Annotated in this window: 18 protein-coding genes; 16 read left to right on the forward strand and 2 right to left on the reverse strand. The window is 32.3% G+C overall.

The annotated features are described in order from the left end of the window. The first annotated feature begins 273 nt into the window (after positions 1–273). The 3 genes from CIW83_RS09175 (at position 274) to CIW83_RS09185 (ending at position 2,229) form a co-directional block, all read left to right on the forward strand. Positions 274–672 (forward strand): BlaI/MecI/CopY family transcriptional regulator, encoded by a 399-nt coding sequence (locus CIW83_RS09175; protein WP_094900536.1) that lies wholly within the window; start codon positions 274–276, stop codon positions 670–672. Beyond that, on the forward strand, positions 665–1,495 hold the full coding sequence (locus CIW83_RS09180; protein WP_094900537.1) for a M56 family metallopeptidase: 831 nt from the start codon (positions 665–667) through the stop codon (positions 1,493–1,495). The genes CIW83_RS09175 and CIW83_RS09180 overlap by 8 nt, the downstream gene beginning before the upstream one ends. Before the next feature lie 89 nt (positions 1,496–1,584). Beyond that, on the forward strand, positions 1,585–2,229 hold the full coding sequence (locus CIW83_RS09185) for a M23 family metallopeptidase (RefSeq protein ID WP_158220065.1): 645 nt from the start codon (positions 1,585–1,587) through the stop codon (positions 2,227–2,229). A 539-nt stretch (positions 2,230–2,768) separates the two neighbouring features. On the opposite strand, the gene CIW83_RS09190 is transcribed toward CIW83_RS09185, so the two are convergent. Together CIW83_RS09190 and CIW83_RS09195 are read right to left on the reverse strand one after the other, a co-directional pair. Beyond that, positions 2,769–3,005, reverse strand: a complete 237-nt coding sequence (locus CIW83_RS09190) for a hypothetical protein (protein WP_094900539.1) — start codon at positions 3,003–3,005, stop codon at positions 2,769–2,771. Between the two features lie 529 nt (positions 3,006–3,534). After that, positions 3,535–4,935 (reverse strand): relaxase/mobilization nuclease domain-containing protein, encoded by a 1,401-nt coding sequence (locus tag CIW83_RS09195; protein ID WP_094900540.1) that lies wholly within the window; start codon positions 4,933–4,935, stop codon positions 3,535–3,537. 383 nt (positions 4,936–5,318) lie between these two features. On the opposite strand from CIW83_RS09195, the gene CIW83_RS09200 reads away from it, so the two are divergent. The 13 genes from CIW83_RS09200 to CIW83_RS09245 form a co-directional block, all read left to right on the forward strand. Continuing rightward, positions 5,319–5,630 carry a hypothetical protein gene (locus CIW83_RS09200; RefSeq protein ID WP_094900541.1) on the forward strand — a complete coding sequence of 104 codons (312 nt, stop codon included), beginning with the start codon at positions 5,319–5,321 and terminating at the stop codon, positions 5,628–5,630. 435 nt (positions 5,631–6,065) lie between these two features. Continuing rightward, positions 6,066–6,239: a hypothetical protein gene (locus CIW83_RS22180; RefSeq protein ID WP_158220066.1), complete on the forward strand. Its 174-nt coding sequence runs from the start codon at positions 6,066–6,068 to the stop codon at positions 6,237–6,239. Positions 6,240–6,427: 188 nt separating this feature from the next. Further along, complete coding sequence (lanM, locus tag CIW83_RS09205; RefSeq protein WP_158220067.1) at positions 6,428–8,296, forward strand: type 2 lanthipeptide synthetase LanM; 1,869 nt, start codon at positions 6,428–6,430, stop codon at positions 8,294–8,296. Next, positions 8,265–9,221: a lanthionine synthetase LanC family protein gene (locus CIW83_RS09210; RefSeq protein WP_235601279.1), complete on the forward strand. Its 957-nt coding sequence runs from the start codon at positions 8,265–8,267 to the stop codon at positions 9,219–9,221. Before lanM ends, CIW83_RS09210 begins: the two co-directional genes overlap by 32 nt. Before the next feature lies 1 nt (position 9,222). Then, the gene (locus CIW83_RS09215) at positions 9,223–10,878 is read left to right on the forward strand and encodes a hypothetical protein (protein ID WP_094900544.1); all 1,656 of its coding nucleotides are present in this window, start codon (positions 9,223–9,225) and stop codon (positions 10,876–10,878) included. Beyond that, on the forward strand, positions 10,856–11,542 hold the full coding sequence (locus CIW83_RS09220; RefSeq protein ID WP_094900545.1) for a response regulator transcription factor: 687 nt from the start codon (positions 10,856–10,858) through the stop codon (positions 11,540–11,542). Before CIW83_RS09215 ends, CIW83_RS09220 begins: the two co-directional genes overlap by 23 nt. A 60-nt stretch (positions 11,543–11,602) precedes the next feature. Further along, positions 11,603–11,770, forward strand: coding sequence for a hypothetical protein (locus tag CIW83_RS22185; RefSeq protein ID WP_158220068.1), 168 nt, complete (start codon positions 11,603–11,605; stop codon positions 11,768–11,770). Between the two features lie 64 nt (positions 11,771–11,834). Continuing rightward, the gene (locus tag CIW83_RS09225; RefSeq protein WP_094900546.1) at positions 11,835–13,274 is read left to right on the forward strand and encodes a radical SAM protein; all 1,440 of its coding nucleotides are present in this window, start codon (positions 11,835–11,837) and stop codon (positions 13,272–13,274) included. A 17-nt stretch (positions 13,275–13,291) separates the two neighbouring features. Next, positions 13,292–14,377: a hypothetical protein gene (locus CIW83_RS09230; RefSeq protein WP_094900547.1), complete on the forward strand. Its 1,086-nt coding sequence runs from the start codon at positions 13,292–13,294 to the stop codon at positions 14,375–14,377. Positions 14,378–14,390: 13 nt separating this feature from the next. Next, complete coding sequence (locus CIW83_RS09235; RefSeq protein WP_094900548.1) at positions 14,391–14,663, forward strand: hypothetical protein; 273 nt, start codon at positions 14,391–14,393, stop codon at positions 14,661–14,663. Between the two features lie 44 nt (positions 14,664–14,707). Further along, positions 14,708–14,875, forward strand: a complete 168-nt coding sequence (locus tag CIW83_RS22190) for a hypothetical protein (protein WP_158220069.1) — start codon at positions 14,708–14,710, stop codon at positions 14,873–14,875. Between the two features lie 678 nt (positions 14,876–15,553). Further along, positions 15,554–15,760: a hypothetical protein gene (locus tag CIW83_RS09240; RefSeq protein ID WP_094900549.1), complete on the forward strand. Its 207-nt coding sequence runs from the start codon at positions 15,554–15,556 to the stop codon at positions 15,758–15,760. A 185-nt stretch (positions 15,761–15,945) separates the two neighbouring features. Then, positions 15,946–18,220 (forward strand): ABC transporter permease (locus tag CIW83_RS09245; RefSeq protein WP_143598542.1); only part of this gene is annotated, 2,275 nt, incomplete at its 3' end.

Below are 18,220 nucleotides of genomic sequence, written 5' to 3' on the forward strand. Positions count from 1 at the left end.
TGGGAGCTTCTTCGTGATGGTCGTTTTTTACGACGCAGTGCAAGATTACCGCAGGCTTTCTGATTGTTATATTGAAACTAAGCAGAAACTGCTTGTGGGGATCAACCATTTTTTTAATGCCTATGAATATCGAGTAGTGGACCAATAAACCCATGCCTGCAAATTTCTGTATTATTTCTCTTGACATCACCACGCGTTCGTAGTAATATAAAATCACTACATGAGTGTAGTAAAATTATCACAGACGTACGGCAATAAACGGAGGTGTACACCATGACCAATTTTCAAAAACTATCGGAAACGGAAATGGAAGTGATGCAAATTATCTGGGCATCTGGCCATCCCATGACTTCCAGCGAACTGCTTGACATATTTGCACGGAACAAAGGTAAGGAATGGAAAGGGCAGACAATGGCAACCTTTCTGGCAAGGCTGGTTGAGAAAGGCGTTCTGATTTCCACAAGGCAGCAGGGCCGCACGAATATCTATGAGCCTCATATGTCGCCGGAGGAATACCGGAGCCGGGAAGCAAAAAGCCTGCTGGAAACACTGTATGAGGGTTCGGTCAAAAACTTCCTGGCAACACTTTATGACGGCAAAGAACTGACAAAGGATGAAATAGCTGATTTGAGACGCTGGTTCGCGGAAAAGGCAGGTGTGAAGAATGAGTAATCTGTTTTCAAATCTCCTTGCCATGTCCATTGCGGGAAGTGTGGTTGTCGGGTTGATGCTGTTACTTCGGCCTGTAACTGCTAAAATCTTTCCCGCCAAGTGGCAATACGGAATTGGGAAAATGGCAATTGCTTTTTATCTCTTGCCTGTTTCCCTTATTGTAGGAAAGGTTTCTTTTGTTTTGCCAAAGACAATAACGCCAAGGCATCCTTCTGGAACGCCACCTATGGCTATCCCTGAAACATTACAGCCAAACGGTTTTGTGGATGCAGTAGATACCCTGATGGAGAAACATCTTCCTGCTGCTATGGAAAAACACCTGTCTTTAGAAGTAATGGGAGCCGTTTTGCTCATTTGGTTTGTGGGTGCGATGGTATTTGCCGGATGGCATTTCTATTGCTACCGCAGATTTAGCAAGCGGCTTCTGGAAAACAGTATCCCCATACCGGAGGATATGCCCGCCACCCTGCTTTCCTCACGCAAAGCGGCTTTGGGCGTCCACGGTGATGTAAAACTGATGCTGAACCACAAAATTACAAGCCCTATGCTTGTGGGGCTGCGCCGCCCCATGATACTGCTGCCAGCATCCAGCATATCGGAAACGGACTTAAAGCTGGTTCTGACCCATGAACTCATGCACCTGAAACGGAAGGATTTATGGGTGAAAGTGCTTGCGCTGATTGCGGGAACGCTGCATTGGTTTAACCCCTTCGTCCATGTTCTCCGCAAGGATGTAAGCATATGGGGCGAGTTGTCCTGCGACGAGGCATTGGCATCCGAAATGTCCCATGAGGAAAGAAAGAATTATGGCGAAGCATTTTGAACGCGCTGGACAACCATTCCGGCATGAACACGGCTTTTTATTCTCCCTTATGCGAGAGTAAGAAGCACATTAAAAGGAGATTGATAAGAATGTTGAACGTTAAGAAAACTAAGAAGTCTATTACGGTTTTAGCCGTTGCAGCAATCCTGGCAATCGGCGGTATAGGATTGGCATTGGCTGCCAGTTCGACAGGGAACGACATTAACAATGTTATCGATACCAGTTCGACAGGGAACGACATTGACAATGTTATCAATGTCAGTGCTGATAAACAGAACGATAGCAATATCGACGTGAAATATCTGTGGCCTGTAACGGGGCGTAATCATATTACCGCTGCATATGGTAACCACATGCATCCCGTGAAGAAGGAAATGGTGTTTTGTAACGGGATTGATATTCCGGCACCTGAAGGCACACCTGTACTTACTGCTGACAAGGGAACAGTCGCTGAGATAGGAGATAATGAAACGGATGGTAATTATGTCATTTTGAATCACGGTGGGGGTATTCAGACTTTTTACTCGAAATTGTTTGGATTTGCAGAAGGACTTGCAGAGGGAGATACCGTGCAGCAAGGCGACGTTATCGGCTATATTGGCTCGACAGGCGAAGCAACAGGCCCTCATCTACATTTTCGCCTGATTATTGACGGTGAGTACATTGACCCGACGAGCGTTTTTGCATCGGAAGATTGGTCGGATGGCAGGGGGGCGAAGGCCTGGGGTGATTGATTTTTCCGTAGTGTCACGGATGGTGTATTTACCTGATAACCCTTCTTGAAGACATTCTGGCGATGTGGTAGTTGTTAAATATGTGTGGGTTCCGTGAAAATGCGGAGCCCACATTTTTGTGCGCCCAGCATCGTGTGATTTAACAAATTTTAATCAGCACCAAAAACAGTTGAAACCCCCAAGCCTTCACAGTTTTTCTTCACGGTGCTGATTAAAAACTCTTGATGATAACCGGTATAATCATCACGTGCTGATTATTGTGGTTATCAGGAAAAAACAACTTATCAGGAATTTTAGAAAAAACCTTAGAACAAGTAGGTATTCGCAGAAAAGTTCCTGATAAGTTTTAGTGTATTTAGGCTTGATTTATACAAATCATATATTAAGATAAAAATGTTTTTCCTGATAAGTTTGAGCAATGATTTTTAAAGTTAGTTGAAATTCCTGATAAGTTTAGTTATACCGACTTTTTAGTTATCCCGATAAATTTAAAAATGGTTGTAAATATAACAATTACAGATATAAAAATCGGGATAACATTACTTTAATCCATATAATCGTTTTAATACCTCATCATCACTCACATCAAACTGAGGAACAGCAGACCTATCATTCAATGGGCTTTGCATAGAAGTTGCTTTTTCAATAGCTTTTCGTTTGAGTTCTGCATCTGCATGGGCATAAATCATTGTGGTTTCTAAATGAGCATGCCCCAACCATTGAGATACAAGTGTCAAATCCATGAAATTTAACAATTGGAAGGTAATAGCTACCATAACTATTCCAGACGGTATGAGTAGCCAACCCCAATTCCAGTAACTCTTCTGCTGTCTTTTTAATAAGGTTACTGATTATTATTTCTTCTGTCATATTGTTCACTCTCCAATAGATAAAGTCGGGATTAACACCGTTATATCTATTGTTGCCATAATGCTAATAAAATAGAAATATTTTGATGATGTTATACCGACTTTTTTAGATACAGATTAATAGTTCATCTAAACTAGTCTAATTTATTTTAAAAGTTATCCCGATTTTCTCAGCATCAATACCTTAGTTTTTTGGGAATTTATCCTACAGTCGGGATAACTAAAAAGTCGGTATAACCAATAGTATCCAGAATTCCTGATACAAGTGGCAAGTGGCAAGCAGGGCAAGGTGGTACACACCTTGCGATTTCGCTCAAAATTCCCTTACGGGAGTTTTGGCAAATCTGCTTGTTGGGGAGTATCCCCAATCCCCATTGAACGCACAATAAATTGTACGGCTACGCTCCCTTTGGGAGCTTATAAATCACATGAGAAATCATCTCTGATCCTGTGATTTTTCTTTTTCTTTCTCCGCTATATCTTGACCTAAAAGACGGTCAACATTTGCCTTTGCAGTTAGTACATTCTGCATTTCTTTTTTTGCTGAATGATACTTTGCATAGGCTTTTTTCTTTTCAGAAAGTAGTACAGAATATTCCGTTTGCAGAGCCTTAACAGTAGGTAATTTCTTACTGTCTAATTCATCAAAAGCTGCCTTTGCTGCTTTATGCAAAAGCAAATCAGAAGTATGTTTTTCATAGAACTTTTTAGAGTATCCCGCCTTACGGTAAGCGGTGTAAACCTCACGAGTTTTTGAATAGTTTATGATATGATTTTTAAGTTTTCCTATCTCCGTCATACGCTTTTCGGCAGTTTTAATTTGAGCCGATAGCTCATGGAAATTATCACTGACAGTCTGTGCTTTTTTCTCTAAATCTTCATAGAAAAGCAGATTGTTTTCCGTCAAAAAATTGATAGTCTGTGCCATTTGTTTTAGGTTAAAAATCTTTGCCCACCGTTCATAGCCAGCACCTTTTCCAGCCTGTAATTTTGCCTGTATATCCACTAAAAGATTGACATGGGATTGTGTCTTTTCAGTTGCTTTTTTTCTGTTAGCAAAAGGCTTTTTACCGTCAATAACTGCCTTGATTTCTTTCTCAGAGTATCCACTCCCCAAAGAACGTAGGCGAATGAATTTTTTTTGCTCTTTGCTTTTAAAGGCAAGATATTTTCCTTGTTTAATAGAGTAACCTGCCTGTTCCATTTGCAATAAGAAAGTATCAAAATCGGCAGGCTTTTTTCTAAGGATTTCATCTATGGCAATCCTTAATTTTTCAGAATGAGAAACAGGTTTTTTATCTCCAAGCCATTTGCCATAATGGTTTTTCCCACGCTTTGGATTTTCAACAATAGACAGTCCGTTTTCAAGACAAATACGGTCAGATATTTTACGGACAGCTCTACCTGAACCTAAGAAATCACGGAACTTTTTGGTGCAGTCCAGTGATGTAGAATTAAAAATGATGTGGTTATGAATATGAGCCTTATCTATGTGAGTAGCAACGAAAAAAGCATGATTGCCTTTTGTAAACCGCATACCCAATTCATAGCCTACTTGATTGGCAAGCTCCGGGGTAATCTCTCTCGGCTTAAAGGACTGGCGTATCTGATAAGCTATCACATCGTTTGTTTGTTCTCTGCCTGTAATGTCGAGATAAATTCTCTTAGATAAAAGAAATTCTCCCTGTACGGTTTTAGGGTCACACTCATAAGAGCTGATGTATTCGCCATCATTTGTTTTATCGGGATTTTTTGCGTAATCAGTTCGATCTGCAAGGCAATCTGCAATGGATTTTCCTTTGTTCTGGTGCATGGAAATTAATCGTGTAGTTGCCATGAAAACCTCCTTTCCAAATATTGACACAAGGGGACGGTTCTTCTGTGCGGTTGTACAGAAGGGCTGTCCTTTTTTACATATAAAATAACTTTCATTTTAAGATGTTAAAATTATTTTTAATTTTTGGACAAAAGTTAGCTGACTTTAAGATTTAAAGATTATATGATTAGTATAGTATAAAAAAATTAATATATTTAATATAAAAAAAATTAAAATTCTGGATTTAGGGCATCAAATAGATGAAGATGAATATGAGGGGTATGTAACAAATGATAATATAGTAGAGTCTATTAAATAAAAATAGATTCTAATTGATATCAATCTGCGTTATTTTAATAGAATTTATATGTTTAGTTGTATTTAGATTCGAAAGGAGTGATTATATGAATAAGAAAATATTGATGTTGGTTATTTCAATTGTATTATCTTTTTCTTTATTAGGATGTGAGAAAAAAAGTCAAATAATAACAGAAGAATTCAATAATACAATTTGGGAAGAGAAAAATGGGAAAACATCTCTATTATTTATTGACAATAATTTAACCGTAAATTCCGGAGAAATTAAACCTGATATGGAACTAGAAGATATAGAGAATGTAAAATATGAAAGTGGAAAATACGAAGATATTGAAATAAATTTGAAGGATGAAACAATATCAATTAAAAATGAAGATAATATACATAATGGAATTTAAAAAAATATCTGATACTAAAATAGAGAATGAAGATGGAATCATTTTTATAAAAAAACAGATATAGATAATCCATAAAAATAGAAAAAATTAAGTCTCATAATTCAGAAATAATACTTCGTTCTGTAAGGACTTAATTTTTTAAATTATTTTAAGATTTTGGACAAAAGTTAGCTGACTTTAAGATTTTAAAACTATATAATTAATTTATCGAATATAAGATTACCAAATAATTCATACAGAAACAGATATGAACACTGAAATAATCCATCGTTAAAGTTTGATATCCATGGAAAACCAATGTATGCCTTAGTCTATAAAGAACATAATTAAATCAACATAACGGGGATCTGAAACAAATGATTATACCCTATACCTTACTTAAATAACAGATAGAGAGATTATGGATAGGATGTATAAGAAAAAAGGGGGGATATCATGAAACTGAAAAAGACTAAGAAGTTTAATACAGTAGAGTCTTATGCAGCATGTATCTGCATTGCTACTACTTGTACTTGTAGTTGTGATTCAACATCAGTATATTCATCAAACGGAAGTAGAGTATTCAATAATAAGCACTATGATGCTAACAATTCATCAGTGAGAGGTTAATCATTGCTAAGGCATACAGGTTTAGTGAGCCTAGGTAGTTAAACTACCTAGGCTTACAATTAATTAAAGATAGACGAATAATTGTTTTTTAGATAAAAGTTAGATGACTTTCAAATTTTAAAACTATATAATTAAATTATCGAATATAAAATTACAAAATACTTTATGTATAGAAATGGGTGTAGATATTGGAGAAATATAAAAAAAATCAATTTGAAGGTTATGTAAGAAGCTATTTAGATAAATATCTGGAAGGACAGAGTAAGGAGGATTTTAGTGTAGAGTTTTATGATTACTTATTAAACGAAATCCTTTCTAACTCCATAAAAACATTGTTAATCCTATTTTTCGCATTTAAAAAAGAAAGCTTATTAAAGGGTGATTCTTCGGAAGAAAGATATAGGTATTTCGATAATTACTCATCTACAGAGGAATTTCATGATTTGGTCAATAGGATGTATCCTCTACTTAAGCAGAGATTAGATAGCATCCTACATAACCATATAATAAATTATAATGATTTAAATATTAGAGTAAAAAGAGATAAGGAAGAAATCCATAAAAAATTTGGGTTCAATATGGAAGATTTAACAGATTGTCATATAAAATATGGGGTTTCGGATTATCATAGAGGATTAAAATCCATTTGTATAATTGAAAAAGATAATAGAAGAATAATTTATAAGCCTCGCTCCGGTAAAATAGATATATATTGGAGAACTTTTATCGATTGGTTCAATTCCAAAGAACCATCCTTAAGGCTTGCTAATATTGAAATATTAGATAAAGGAGAGTATCATTGGCAGGAATTTGTGGATAACAAGCTATGTAAATCAGAGCGAGAGATTCAAAAGCTATATTATAGAATAGGTATTTTAGCTGCCATATCCTATATTTTTAAGATAGAAGATTTACATATGGAAAATATTGTAGTTAATGGGGAATTCCCCCATATAATAGATTTAGAAACAATTTTTCAAGTGGATGGGTTTCAAAATAGTAATTTAGAGCTGAAAAGTGCTACTGATATCCTGAATAAAAATATAAGACAATCAATTCTAGGTACACAGCTTTTTCCTACATCTGTCAAATTCCATAATTCAAATATGGATATTTCAGGTATAACGGGAAAAGGTGGACAAGTAATAGAGAATGGTAAAGTTAAGATTAAGAATCAATTTACTGATGAAATAGAAGTCGTTAAAGAAGACGCTATTATAGAGAATAAGTATAATATTGGATGTATAGAGGATATTCTTGTTGACCCTAAAGATTATATTAAAGAGATAATAGCAGGATTTGAAGAAGGATACCTCTTACTTAAAAACAATAAAGAAGAGCTTTTGAAGCTAATAAATTCAGGTGAATTATTTTATGATGTTCGTCCAAGATATCTTTTTAGAAATACAAATTTATATGCTATGATTCTTGAAATGGGTAAGAATCCTAAATATTTAAAGGACAAATCAGAATTAAATAGATTGTATCATCTTCTTTTCAAAACAGCTAATGACCGTAATACTAAAATAATATATCAATCAGAACTGGAAGATTTATTTAATGATGATATTCCCTATTTCTATGGAAATATTGATGATAAAACCGTATATAACTCCAATGGAGATAGTTGTTTTGTACTGGATAAAACCCCTTTGATGGAAACAAATGAAAGGATAAAAAATTTAAATCAAAGGGATTTGCGTACCCAAATATATCTTATAGAAAAGGTAATGGCAAAGCAAAAAAAGACTTGGAACACAGTTAGAGAAAAAAGAGATTATAATATGATAAAAAATGAAAGGAATTCATTGATAAAGGCAGCAGAGGGAATAGGAGATATTCTGATTGATAAAGCCATGATTGATGAAAAAACAGAGACTATTAGTTGGTTAGACTTGCAAAATACATTTCCTACTTGGACTATCAAAGCTCAAGATATTTATCTATATGGTGGATTAACAGGTAATGCTATATTTTTTTTCCTGTTTATATCAGGAAACGAAAGATGTAAAATATCGGAATATATTGCAAAAAATATTAAATACCATAAAGATTGACCTTCAGGGGACAAATAATAAATCTTCATCAGCATTTAATGGAATGGTTTCATTAGCATATTTATATGCTTTCTTATATAATCAAACAAAAGATAAGGACATGCTTTATCAAAGTCTTTCCATTATAAATAATTGTAAAGCTGAGATATTTCAAAATACATCATATGATATAATCGATGGGTTATCAGGTATTCTTGTAGTCACTTTAAATATATTTGAATTAACTAAAGATAGAGAGCTGGAAGACTTATCAATAGGTATTGGAATAGATATAATAAAAAATATTCATATAGAGAAAGACAGAGCTTACTGGAAGAAAAATAATGGCAATGAACTTATAATAACTGGATTTGCCCATGGTTTAGCCGGAATATCCTATGCACTGGGTAAATTATACAGGCTGACTAACTATAAAAATCATATATCTATAATTGAAAATCTCATAAAGATAGAAAATAACTATTATAGTGATAATATTGAGAATTGGATAGATTTGAGAAGTGAAGAAGTTACAAGCTTAGATACTTCACCTATACATTGGTGCCATGGAGCAACTGGTATAGGGCTATCAAGGTTAAAAGGTAAGGATATAATAGATACTTCCAATGATATGGCTAAAGCATTGAGAGCTGTGGAGAAAAATGGTCTATATCGTGATAGTGACTGCTTATGTCATGGAAATCTAGGAAATATAGAATTATTGTTAGAAGTCTATAAAGAAAATGGTGATTTAAATTTATATAATAAAGCTATTGTCAGAGCAAATGAAATAATTGAAAATCAATATACAAATGGCTATATAAATGGCATAGGACAGGAATTTGACAGCTCTGGATTTATGTTAGGATTATCGGGAATAGGATATGAAATGCTTAGGATATCAGACCCAAGCAAATATCCTTCTGTATTGCTGCTGGAGGTTTAAGATGAAAAAATCAGTATTAAAATTTTTTGGTACATATATTGATAAGAAAGTAGTTCTTACAAGCTATATTTTTATTCAGATGCTGCTGCATTTTTTAGCATTTAAAGTATTAAACAGGCGTGAATACAATATAATAGAATATTTAACTATATTTTCAGCCTTAGTCCACGGCTTTATCGTTTATGTGGTTCTATTATTAAATGATAAAAGTAAATTGATGATATACTATTATTCTATATCAGCTACTATGTTAAATTTTTTTCTGATAATTGATATAGGTTACTTAAAATATAGTGATATAAGATATATATATGCTCAAAGCATAGTTATGTTTATTATACTGGATATAACTCTGAAGATTTCAACACAGAATATTAGCAGAAAGTTGTTCTATAAGTATATTATAGTTGCTTTATGGGCTGTAGGGATAATGTTTGGAATATTTAAAATTGAGATTTATATGTTAGTTTATCAGATTACATTTATAATCATTATTATTTATCCGAGTATATTCTTAGTATTAAATTATAAAAAGCTTAGAAATTATGGCAGGCATTTGCTTCCCATAATTTCATTATTTGCTATTGTAAATATTATATATTTTATATTGACTTTCGTTATTTTTCAGGAATATAGCGGAATGCATAACTACGACTTATATATATACCTAAATTTAATAGAAATGTTTCTGAGCTATCTAGTTTTATCGGCTATAGGATTTTGGAAGCTTGTAAAGAATAAAAAAAGTACCATAAATAGAAGTATAATAATTAATTGCATTTTTATAATAGGATATTTATATTGTATCAAGGATAATAAAGAGAATTTTAAATTAATTATCTTTTCACTCCTTAGCTTTTTTACGATATTAAAGCAATCTCAGCTATTAAATCATTATATAAAGCTCAAAGATAACAGAATAAATCATAAACAAAATGGATTGGTATCTCCCAGTATATTTAAAGAAATATTAGAAACCAGTATATCAGACTTCAGAAAGGAAGAAATATATAAGGAACAGGTGGCGGATTTTTTACATGATGAGATTTTACAAGATGCCATATATATAAAGAAGGAGCTTCGTGACAACTATGAAATATCAATAAATGATAAAATATTTGAAATCGTGGATAATATGATAAATACGACAAGAGGACAAATTAGTCTGCATAGACCCTATATAAATTATAATATAAGTTTGGTGGAAAACTATTACAATCTGATACAATCCTTAAAAAAGAGATTTGGAAATGATAATATACTGGTAGATTTTATATGTGACGACAAATTATTTTTAAGTTCACCATATGATTTAGTAATTTATAGAATGATTCATGAATTAATTACCAATATTTTCAAACATTCAAAAGGATATTTTTCTTCTATAGAATTGAAGATTCAAGATAAAATAATTTCATTAACAGTAACTAACTATGGAGACTATTTGAGCAATGAAAATAGTAACAATACCGATAGCAGAGGTCTTAAGATTATAAAAAGAGAAGTCGATAGGTTTGGTGGTACATTGGATATAAATTCATCAATAGATACTGATATGTTAATGAATACAGATATATTTAATAATTCCATAGTTAACATAAGTATTAAAATACCAATTAAGGGAGAGATAACCTATGAACATTTTATTAATAGATGACCATGGAATGTTTTGTGAAAGTCTAAAGCTCACTTTGGAGAGAGATGAATGTATTGAAAATGTTCATATATTACAGGACGTGGGTGAAGCAAAACGAAAAATACTAAACAAAGAATATGACATTATTTTAATGGATATCAATATCAAAAAGATTACAGGGAAGGAAGACGGTCTTACAATAGCAAAAAAACTTTTAGAGAGAGATAATACATTGAAAATAGTAATGCTAACAGGATTTGATATGCCGGGATATGAAGCAGAAGCGCAACAGATAGGAGCTAAAGGCTTTATATGTAAAGATGAGTATACAGAAGTATTAATTGAAAAGCTTAAAAAGGTATATAATGGAGAAACCATATTTAGAAAAATAACCAGCCATATAAATGAACTGACGGAAAGAGAAAAGGAGATATTGCAATTATATAGTTCAGGATGTTCAAGAAAGGAAGTTGCAGATAAATGTAATATATCAGTTAGTTCATTAGCAGTAGCCTTAAATAGAATTTATGAAAAATTAGATGTAAAAAACTATCAGGAAATGATAAACAAAGCACTGGAATTGGGATATATAAAGCCAAATTTTTTTTTAGAATATTTAAAACATAGAATAGATAATTCTATGTTTTTATTTTTTGAAAAATTTTCAAATATGTACAAAAGTTAGCTGACAAGAATTTTATTATAAAATATACTTTAATTAAAATAATAAAGGGGGTAGACAAGCATGAATATATTATTAGAAAAAATAGACAAGACTGTGGATGAAATGATTGACAAAAATTTAATTATGGACATGACTGAGCAACAAATGATGAACCTAATTTATGAAGATGAATTATTCACAAGAACTATAACAAGCCCATGTCCTACAAGCTTTTTAGTATGTTGCTAGAAAAGTATATAGAATAATAACCAGAATATAAATACCATAAAGAATATTTTATGGAGGTGATTGGATGAATAAACCGATAATACAGTTATTTAAAACAATCAACAATTATTATCTCCTAGATGGAGTGAAATGTGAAATTCTTCCTATAAATAAAGAATCATTTCAATATTTAGATGGGGTACTAAAGGGGAAAGATGATTTTTCAACAGATAAATTACCTACAGAAGAGTTAATTCAGCTTCATCATCATGGATATCTGTCAACAAAAAATAACGTAGAAAAACTTCAGCATTCCTATGCAAATTACTTACCTTATTTTATGCAGCGTAAATTAAATAAAATAACATTACAAGTTACTCAAGGCTGCAATTTTCGATGTAAATACTGCGTATATTCCGATGAAACAAATAAGAAGCAAAGAACCCATAGTCAGGAAAGTATGTCCTTAGAAACAGCAAAAGAAGCAATAGATTTTTTGTTAGCTCATTCAATTGATAGCAAGCATATAAATATAAGCTTTTATGGAGGAGAACCGCTATTAGCCTTTGGTTTAATTAAAGATGTTGTTGATTATGCAGAAAACATATTTAAAGGAAAAAAGATTTCATATAATATGACCAGCAATGGTACTCTTTTAGATGAAGAAAAAATTGAATTTTTAATAGAGCATGATTTTAGTCTAATGATAAGCCTAGATGGTCCAAAGGAAATCAATGACCTAAATAGAGTATATCCAGATGGCAGTGGTACCTATGATTCTGTTATGAAAAAAATTCAGCTTATTCAAGAAAAATATCCTGATTTTGGTGAGAAGCTAAGTATCAGTATGGTTATGGATCCAAGTAATGACTTTGACTGTATAAACTCAGTCACATTAGGTGGCAGGGATTTTAAGCCTCTAAACCTAAACGCAACTGTAATAGATACTGATTATGACTATGATAAGCCATTAAACTATTCAGAAGATTATATTTGGAAATTTGAATATAATATATTTTTAGCCCTTATGTCCTATTGGAAAAGATATCCAATAGAGAAGATATCCTCAATATCAAAGTCAGTGGTACAGAAAACAGTAAATGATTTATATAAATTTGAAGAATCACCGGCTATAAAAGCCTATGATGCACCTTCAGGACCTTGTATTCCAGGACAAATGAGATTATTCTCCGATATAAATGGAAATTTATTTCCCTGTGAGAGAGTAAGCGAAACCTCAAAAGCAATGAAAATAGGGACTCTAAAAGAGGAATTTGACATTGAACAAATAGAAAGATTACTCAATTTTAGTCAATTAACGGAGGAAGAGTGTAAGGGTTGCTGGGCTTTTAGATATTGTAATCAATGTGCAAAAAAGGCTGATAACGGAACTAAGAATATGTCTAAAGAATTAAAGCTGTCACATTGCAGAGCCTCTAAATCTACTGCTTATTCAGAGATAATGGAGTACTTAATAATGAAGGAAATTCCTGAATATTATGGGGAGCAAGTACGGAATGTATAAAAAAGGAGAAGATATAAATGGGAGAAAAAGCTGCTATATATCCATTTTATCCTAGACTATTACCATATATTAAACATTATAACAAATTGCAGGACAGGTATGAAATAACCGAGGTCTATGCTCCGCAAGGGCTGGGACTGAAGGATAAGGATTTGTCCTTCGCCTGCAATCATCCGTCAATAGGGAAAAAGGGGAACTTAATAGATAATATAAATAAATCTGATGCTGATATACTTGTATTGGTTGACGATATAGAAGATGATTTTGACAATGAGGATTTTTTTGATATTGCAAATATTGCTTTGCAGAAGGGAATGAAAGTCAATTATTATGCCAAATCAATATTTGCAGTAAGGGATGAGATGAGAAGACTATCTGAAGACTATAAAGATAATATGAAAATAATCATAGAAGAGCATAAGAATAATGAACTGGGACAGACGAAGGGCTCTTTGCAGACTCCTGTTATCTTAGTCGGAGGGATGCTTGATGAGCCGGACGTATTGGAGGTTTTACTTCAGGTTTATTTGAATCTGGTTGAATTGGGATTGAAAGTAAGTGTATTTACTAAAACACCATTTTCATTAGGTACAAATTTTCACAGCATAAATGCTTTGTTTAGCAATAGATTTGATGAAAAGACAACTATATCATATTTAAAAGAAACATTAAAGGAAGTAGAACATATAGAACAGCCGGATATTATATTAATAGAAACACCTGACCCAATTATGGAATACAATGAATTTGCACATAACGGATATGGTATAAGAACTTATATGCTGTCCTTGGCAGTAATTCCAGATTCTATGATAAATGTCATACCTGTTGAATTATGTGTAGCTGAGTATGTAGAGATGGTCAGTAAGTTTGTTGAGGAAAAATATAATACCAAATTAGATGGTGTCCATGCCAGCAATTCTATAATAGATTCCTTATATGTGGTTCAGTCACAAGAACTTTCATGGGTTCATATACCTACTGAAGAAGTAAATAAAAGTTTACAATCTAATCAGGGTCAATCTAAGATTCCAATTACCAATGTAATACAGGCTGGTACAAATATGATTACAAATAATATCATCAATAGATTATCTTATTGAAGGAGATGAATAGATGATTACAAAAGAATTAACCACAGTATTATTGGAAATCTTAGAGGAAGATTATTTGATTTCACATGATAGGCTAAAAGAAGAGTATTGGGATATGGCATTGACAGGAAAACACTTCAGATTATCAGGATTTGAACTAGCAGCCTTAGTATTAGAATTTGAAAAGAGAACAGGAATCATGATTGATATCAATGAAAAACCAATGTATGCCTTAGCCAGCATAAATGACATACTTAAATCAATATCACAAGGGGAGTTTGCAACAAATAATTGACATTGGATTATGAATAGAGTGTATAAAAAAGAAGGGGGGATACTATGAAACTTCGTAAAGCTAAGAGATTCAATACAGTAGAATCATATGCAATATGTGCTTGTGCGTTGGCCGGATGCACGTGTGCATGTCCAAATGCTATAGCTCTATCACTTAAAACTTCGCAAAATCTAACTTCCTACGATGCGGACGCTTCATATAATAGAGGTTAATCTTTGCTAAGGTATACAGGTTTAGTAAGTCTAGGTAGCTTGGCTACCTAGACTTACAATTAATTAAAGCTAGCCTAACAATCGTCTTCAATTATAGGATAATAACGTAATTACATATTATTTTGCTCAATATAGTAAAATATAAGGAAGGTAAAATCCAGAAAAAATCTTATTATAAAATCCAATCTAAGAAGACCTTTGAAAGGGATACTTCTCTTAAGTATACTTCTAATAGCATCAAACCTTTTTATATCCAGCATCAGTCAGTTTTACATAGTCAATAGATAGATAATATTGGAAAATATTATAGAAGTATTGGAACAATACGACCAAGCTTCCATTTGCAATAATGCTGTTCCTTAGAGTAAAACAGCTTAGAAACTCATCGGTAATAGATTTAATCAATAACAATAAAAAGAAGAGATTTGTGCAAAAGAAAGTAAGGATATAGAATGTAGCAGAAGAACTGGATTGTATATGGAGAATTAAGTATGGAATTATCATAATGGAATCATTATTGATATCAATGAAAAACCAATGTATGCCTTAGCCAGCATAAATGACATAATTAAATCAATATCATAAGAGCAAGTTTGAAACAAATAATTATATACTCTATACTTCATTTAAGCAATTAGCATTTATGGATAGAGTGTATAAAAAGAAGGGAGGAATACTATGAAATTCAAAAAAGCTAAGAGATTTAACACAGTAGAATCATACGCAGTATGTGCTTGCCCGATGGCTTTATGCTCTTGCGGAGGTTGTACATGCTCATGTGGAGATAGTAAAGTATACCAATCAAATCTTGACTCTACAAGTACTAGAAATTGGCAAAGTTCATACGATAGAAATCGCTATGATACTGCTACTTTATCTATATAATGCTGATGTTTCATATATGAGAAATTAATCATTGCTAAGGCATACAGGTTAAGTAAGTCTAGGTAGTATAGCTACCTAGACTTACAATTATTATTGAACTATTGAGCAATTATACATATATATTATAATAGATTGGTTTATTCATATAATTAATAATAAATAAAGTATAAGGAGAGTGAAATAAAATGAAAAATCCAATTAACAAGTCTAATATGAGAAGACCTCTAAGGATAATACTACTTCTAATTATACTATTAGTTGCATCAAACCTCTTTATATCCAGTATCAGTCAATTTTTCATAGTTAATAGGGAAATTGATAATATTGGTAAATATTTTAGAAGTATTGGAAAAATATTACCCTTAGATGAGAATAACTATGATGTAAAAGAAGCTCAGGAACTCATTACCGGTGATCCAATGATAGATTTTGAAGATAATATAAGGCATACTACAGGAATAATAGATGGGCTATATAGAAACAAAAGAAAGGATAATGTCTCTTTTGCAGGGAATTTAAGTTCAAATGTATATGACCTTATATTTATTGGAGAGATACGAGAAGTGTATAAATATCAATATGCTGAGAACATTTATGAAGGGTCAGCATTAGCTGTTAAGGTTACAGATATATTGGCAGGAATTCCAGACTATATAGAAGGAGATTTTCGCTACAAAAATAATCAGGAACATCGTTTCCTTTTTTTGTCCCACTCCATAGTAACGGGAGAAAAATTTGAATATATCAATGATGATGTAATAGACGAGCTATTTCAAATGGAACCCGGAAAAAAGTATTTATTTAGAACGTTTATTCATCCAGAGGCTGACACTGGATCCTTCGCTAAACCACTTTATAATGATGGACCTCTCTATATAGAACTAGATGATAATGGACATATAGATTGGGATGATTCACAGTTTAAAATCATCAAAGAGGAAATGGACTTTATCAATGAAAATATTTTTTCATATTATCTTACAGGTACTAAGGATATGACAGCAATGCCGGAAGTACAAGATAGTGCAAAGGATTACTATCTAGTAGAAGGACGTTGGTTTAGCAAGGAGGATGATGAAAACCAAAACCATGTAGTTATAATACATGAGAATATTGCCAAAAACTATAAAATAAATATTGGAGATAAGCTTAATATTAAAATGAGAGATAATGAATATGGTACATCAGAACTATTTACAGAAAAGGACCATAAAGAATGGAAAACATATTATGTCAGTGAACCTAAACCCTTTAAAGTAGTAGGTATATTTAATTCCAATGTTTACCCCCAATCTCGATACGTTTATATGTATGTTCCCAATAGTACCATACCTGTAGAACTTGGCAGATATGCTGAAGGGATGGATGAACCAGTATCTGTTAATATTTTTTCATATACTTTTGTTTTAAAAAATGCAAGGGATGAATCAGCTTTTATAGAGAAATATAAAGAGTCATTAAAAGAATTAGGATATGAGTTATCTTTTTTAATAAATAATGTGGAAAGCTTTTTAGAGTCTTCTGCTCCAATTAAAAGAGCTACAGCAATAAACTTTGTGCTTTTTAGTGTACTTTTAATATTAATACAAGGGTTTGTGATATATGTATATATAGAAGGACACAAGCTTAATTATGCAATAGAAAGGGCTTTGGGAATTCCATCAAAGATTAGTGGAAGACATTTAATACAGCCTTTAGTTATATATGGTATGATAGCATCGGGAATTGGAGGCTATATAGGTTTTAATAATGCTATGGAGAAGTCGATGGAATTGTTAGGAAGTGTTCCTGCTACTACACAGACTACTGTTAATTCAGGATTAGATATAAAATACTTTATACTGTTTATCCTATTATCTATGCTTCCCTTTGTGATAATGTTGATGCTTAAAACAAATAAGCTTAAAAATTCTTCTATTATAGATTTAATTAACAACAATAAAAAGAGAAAAACGATTCAAGGGAAAACTGAAAGCTTGGAAGTGGCTAAAGCTACTAATGCAATGACAATAGAAAGTAAAGTGATTACGAAACAATTAGAAGATGATAAAGAGAAAGATATAAAAGATGATAAATTGATAGGGAAAAAGGACAGCAAAAAAGCATTAAGAAGATTTTCATTAAAGCATAATTTGCGTTCCAAAGCTACATCTATTCTTCTAATAGTATTAGCAGGAATATTTACTTTTTCATTATTATGGATGAATTACGTAACCATTAAAAATAATGAACTTATAGAGAAGGCATATAGAGACCACATAATAACAGCAGATATAATAGCACAAGGAAATTTAGTTTCAGATACAAGAACAGGTCCAATTAGTGGAAGACATATAATTAACTTAATGGAAACAGAATTAGTTGAAGATTATTCTGCTATAGCATTAATGATTTATGATGAACTATATATAGATAGGGACGGTGTTATAGAAAGGTATGAAGTTGGAGAAAAGGATAAGG

Origin of the sequence: Tissierella sp. P1, assembly GCF_002266425.1 — a bacterium.
Lineage (GTDB): Bacteria > Bacillota > Clostridia > Tissierellales > Tissierellaceae > Tissierella > Tissierella carlieri.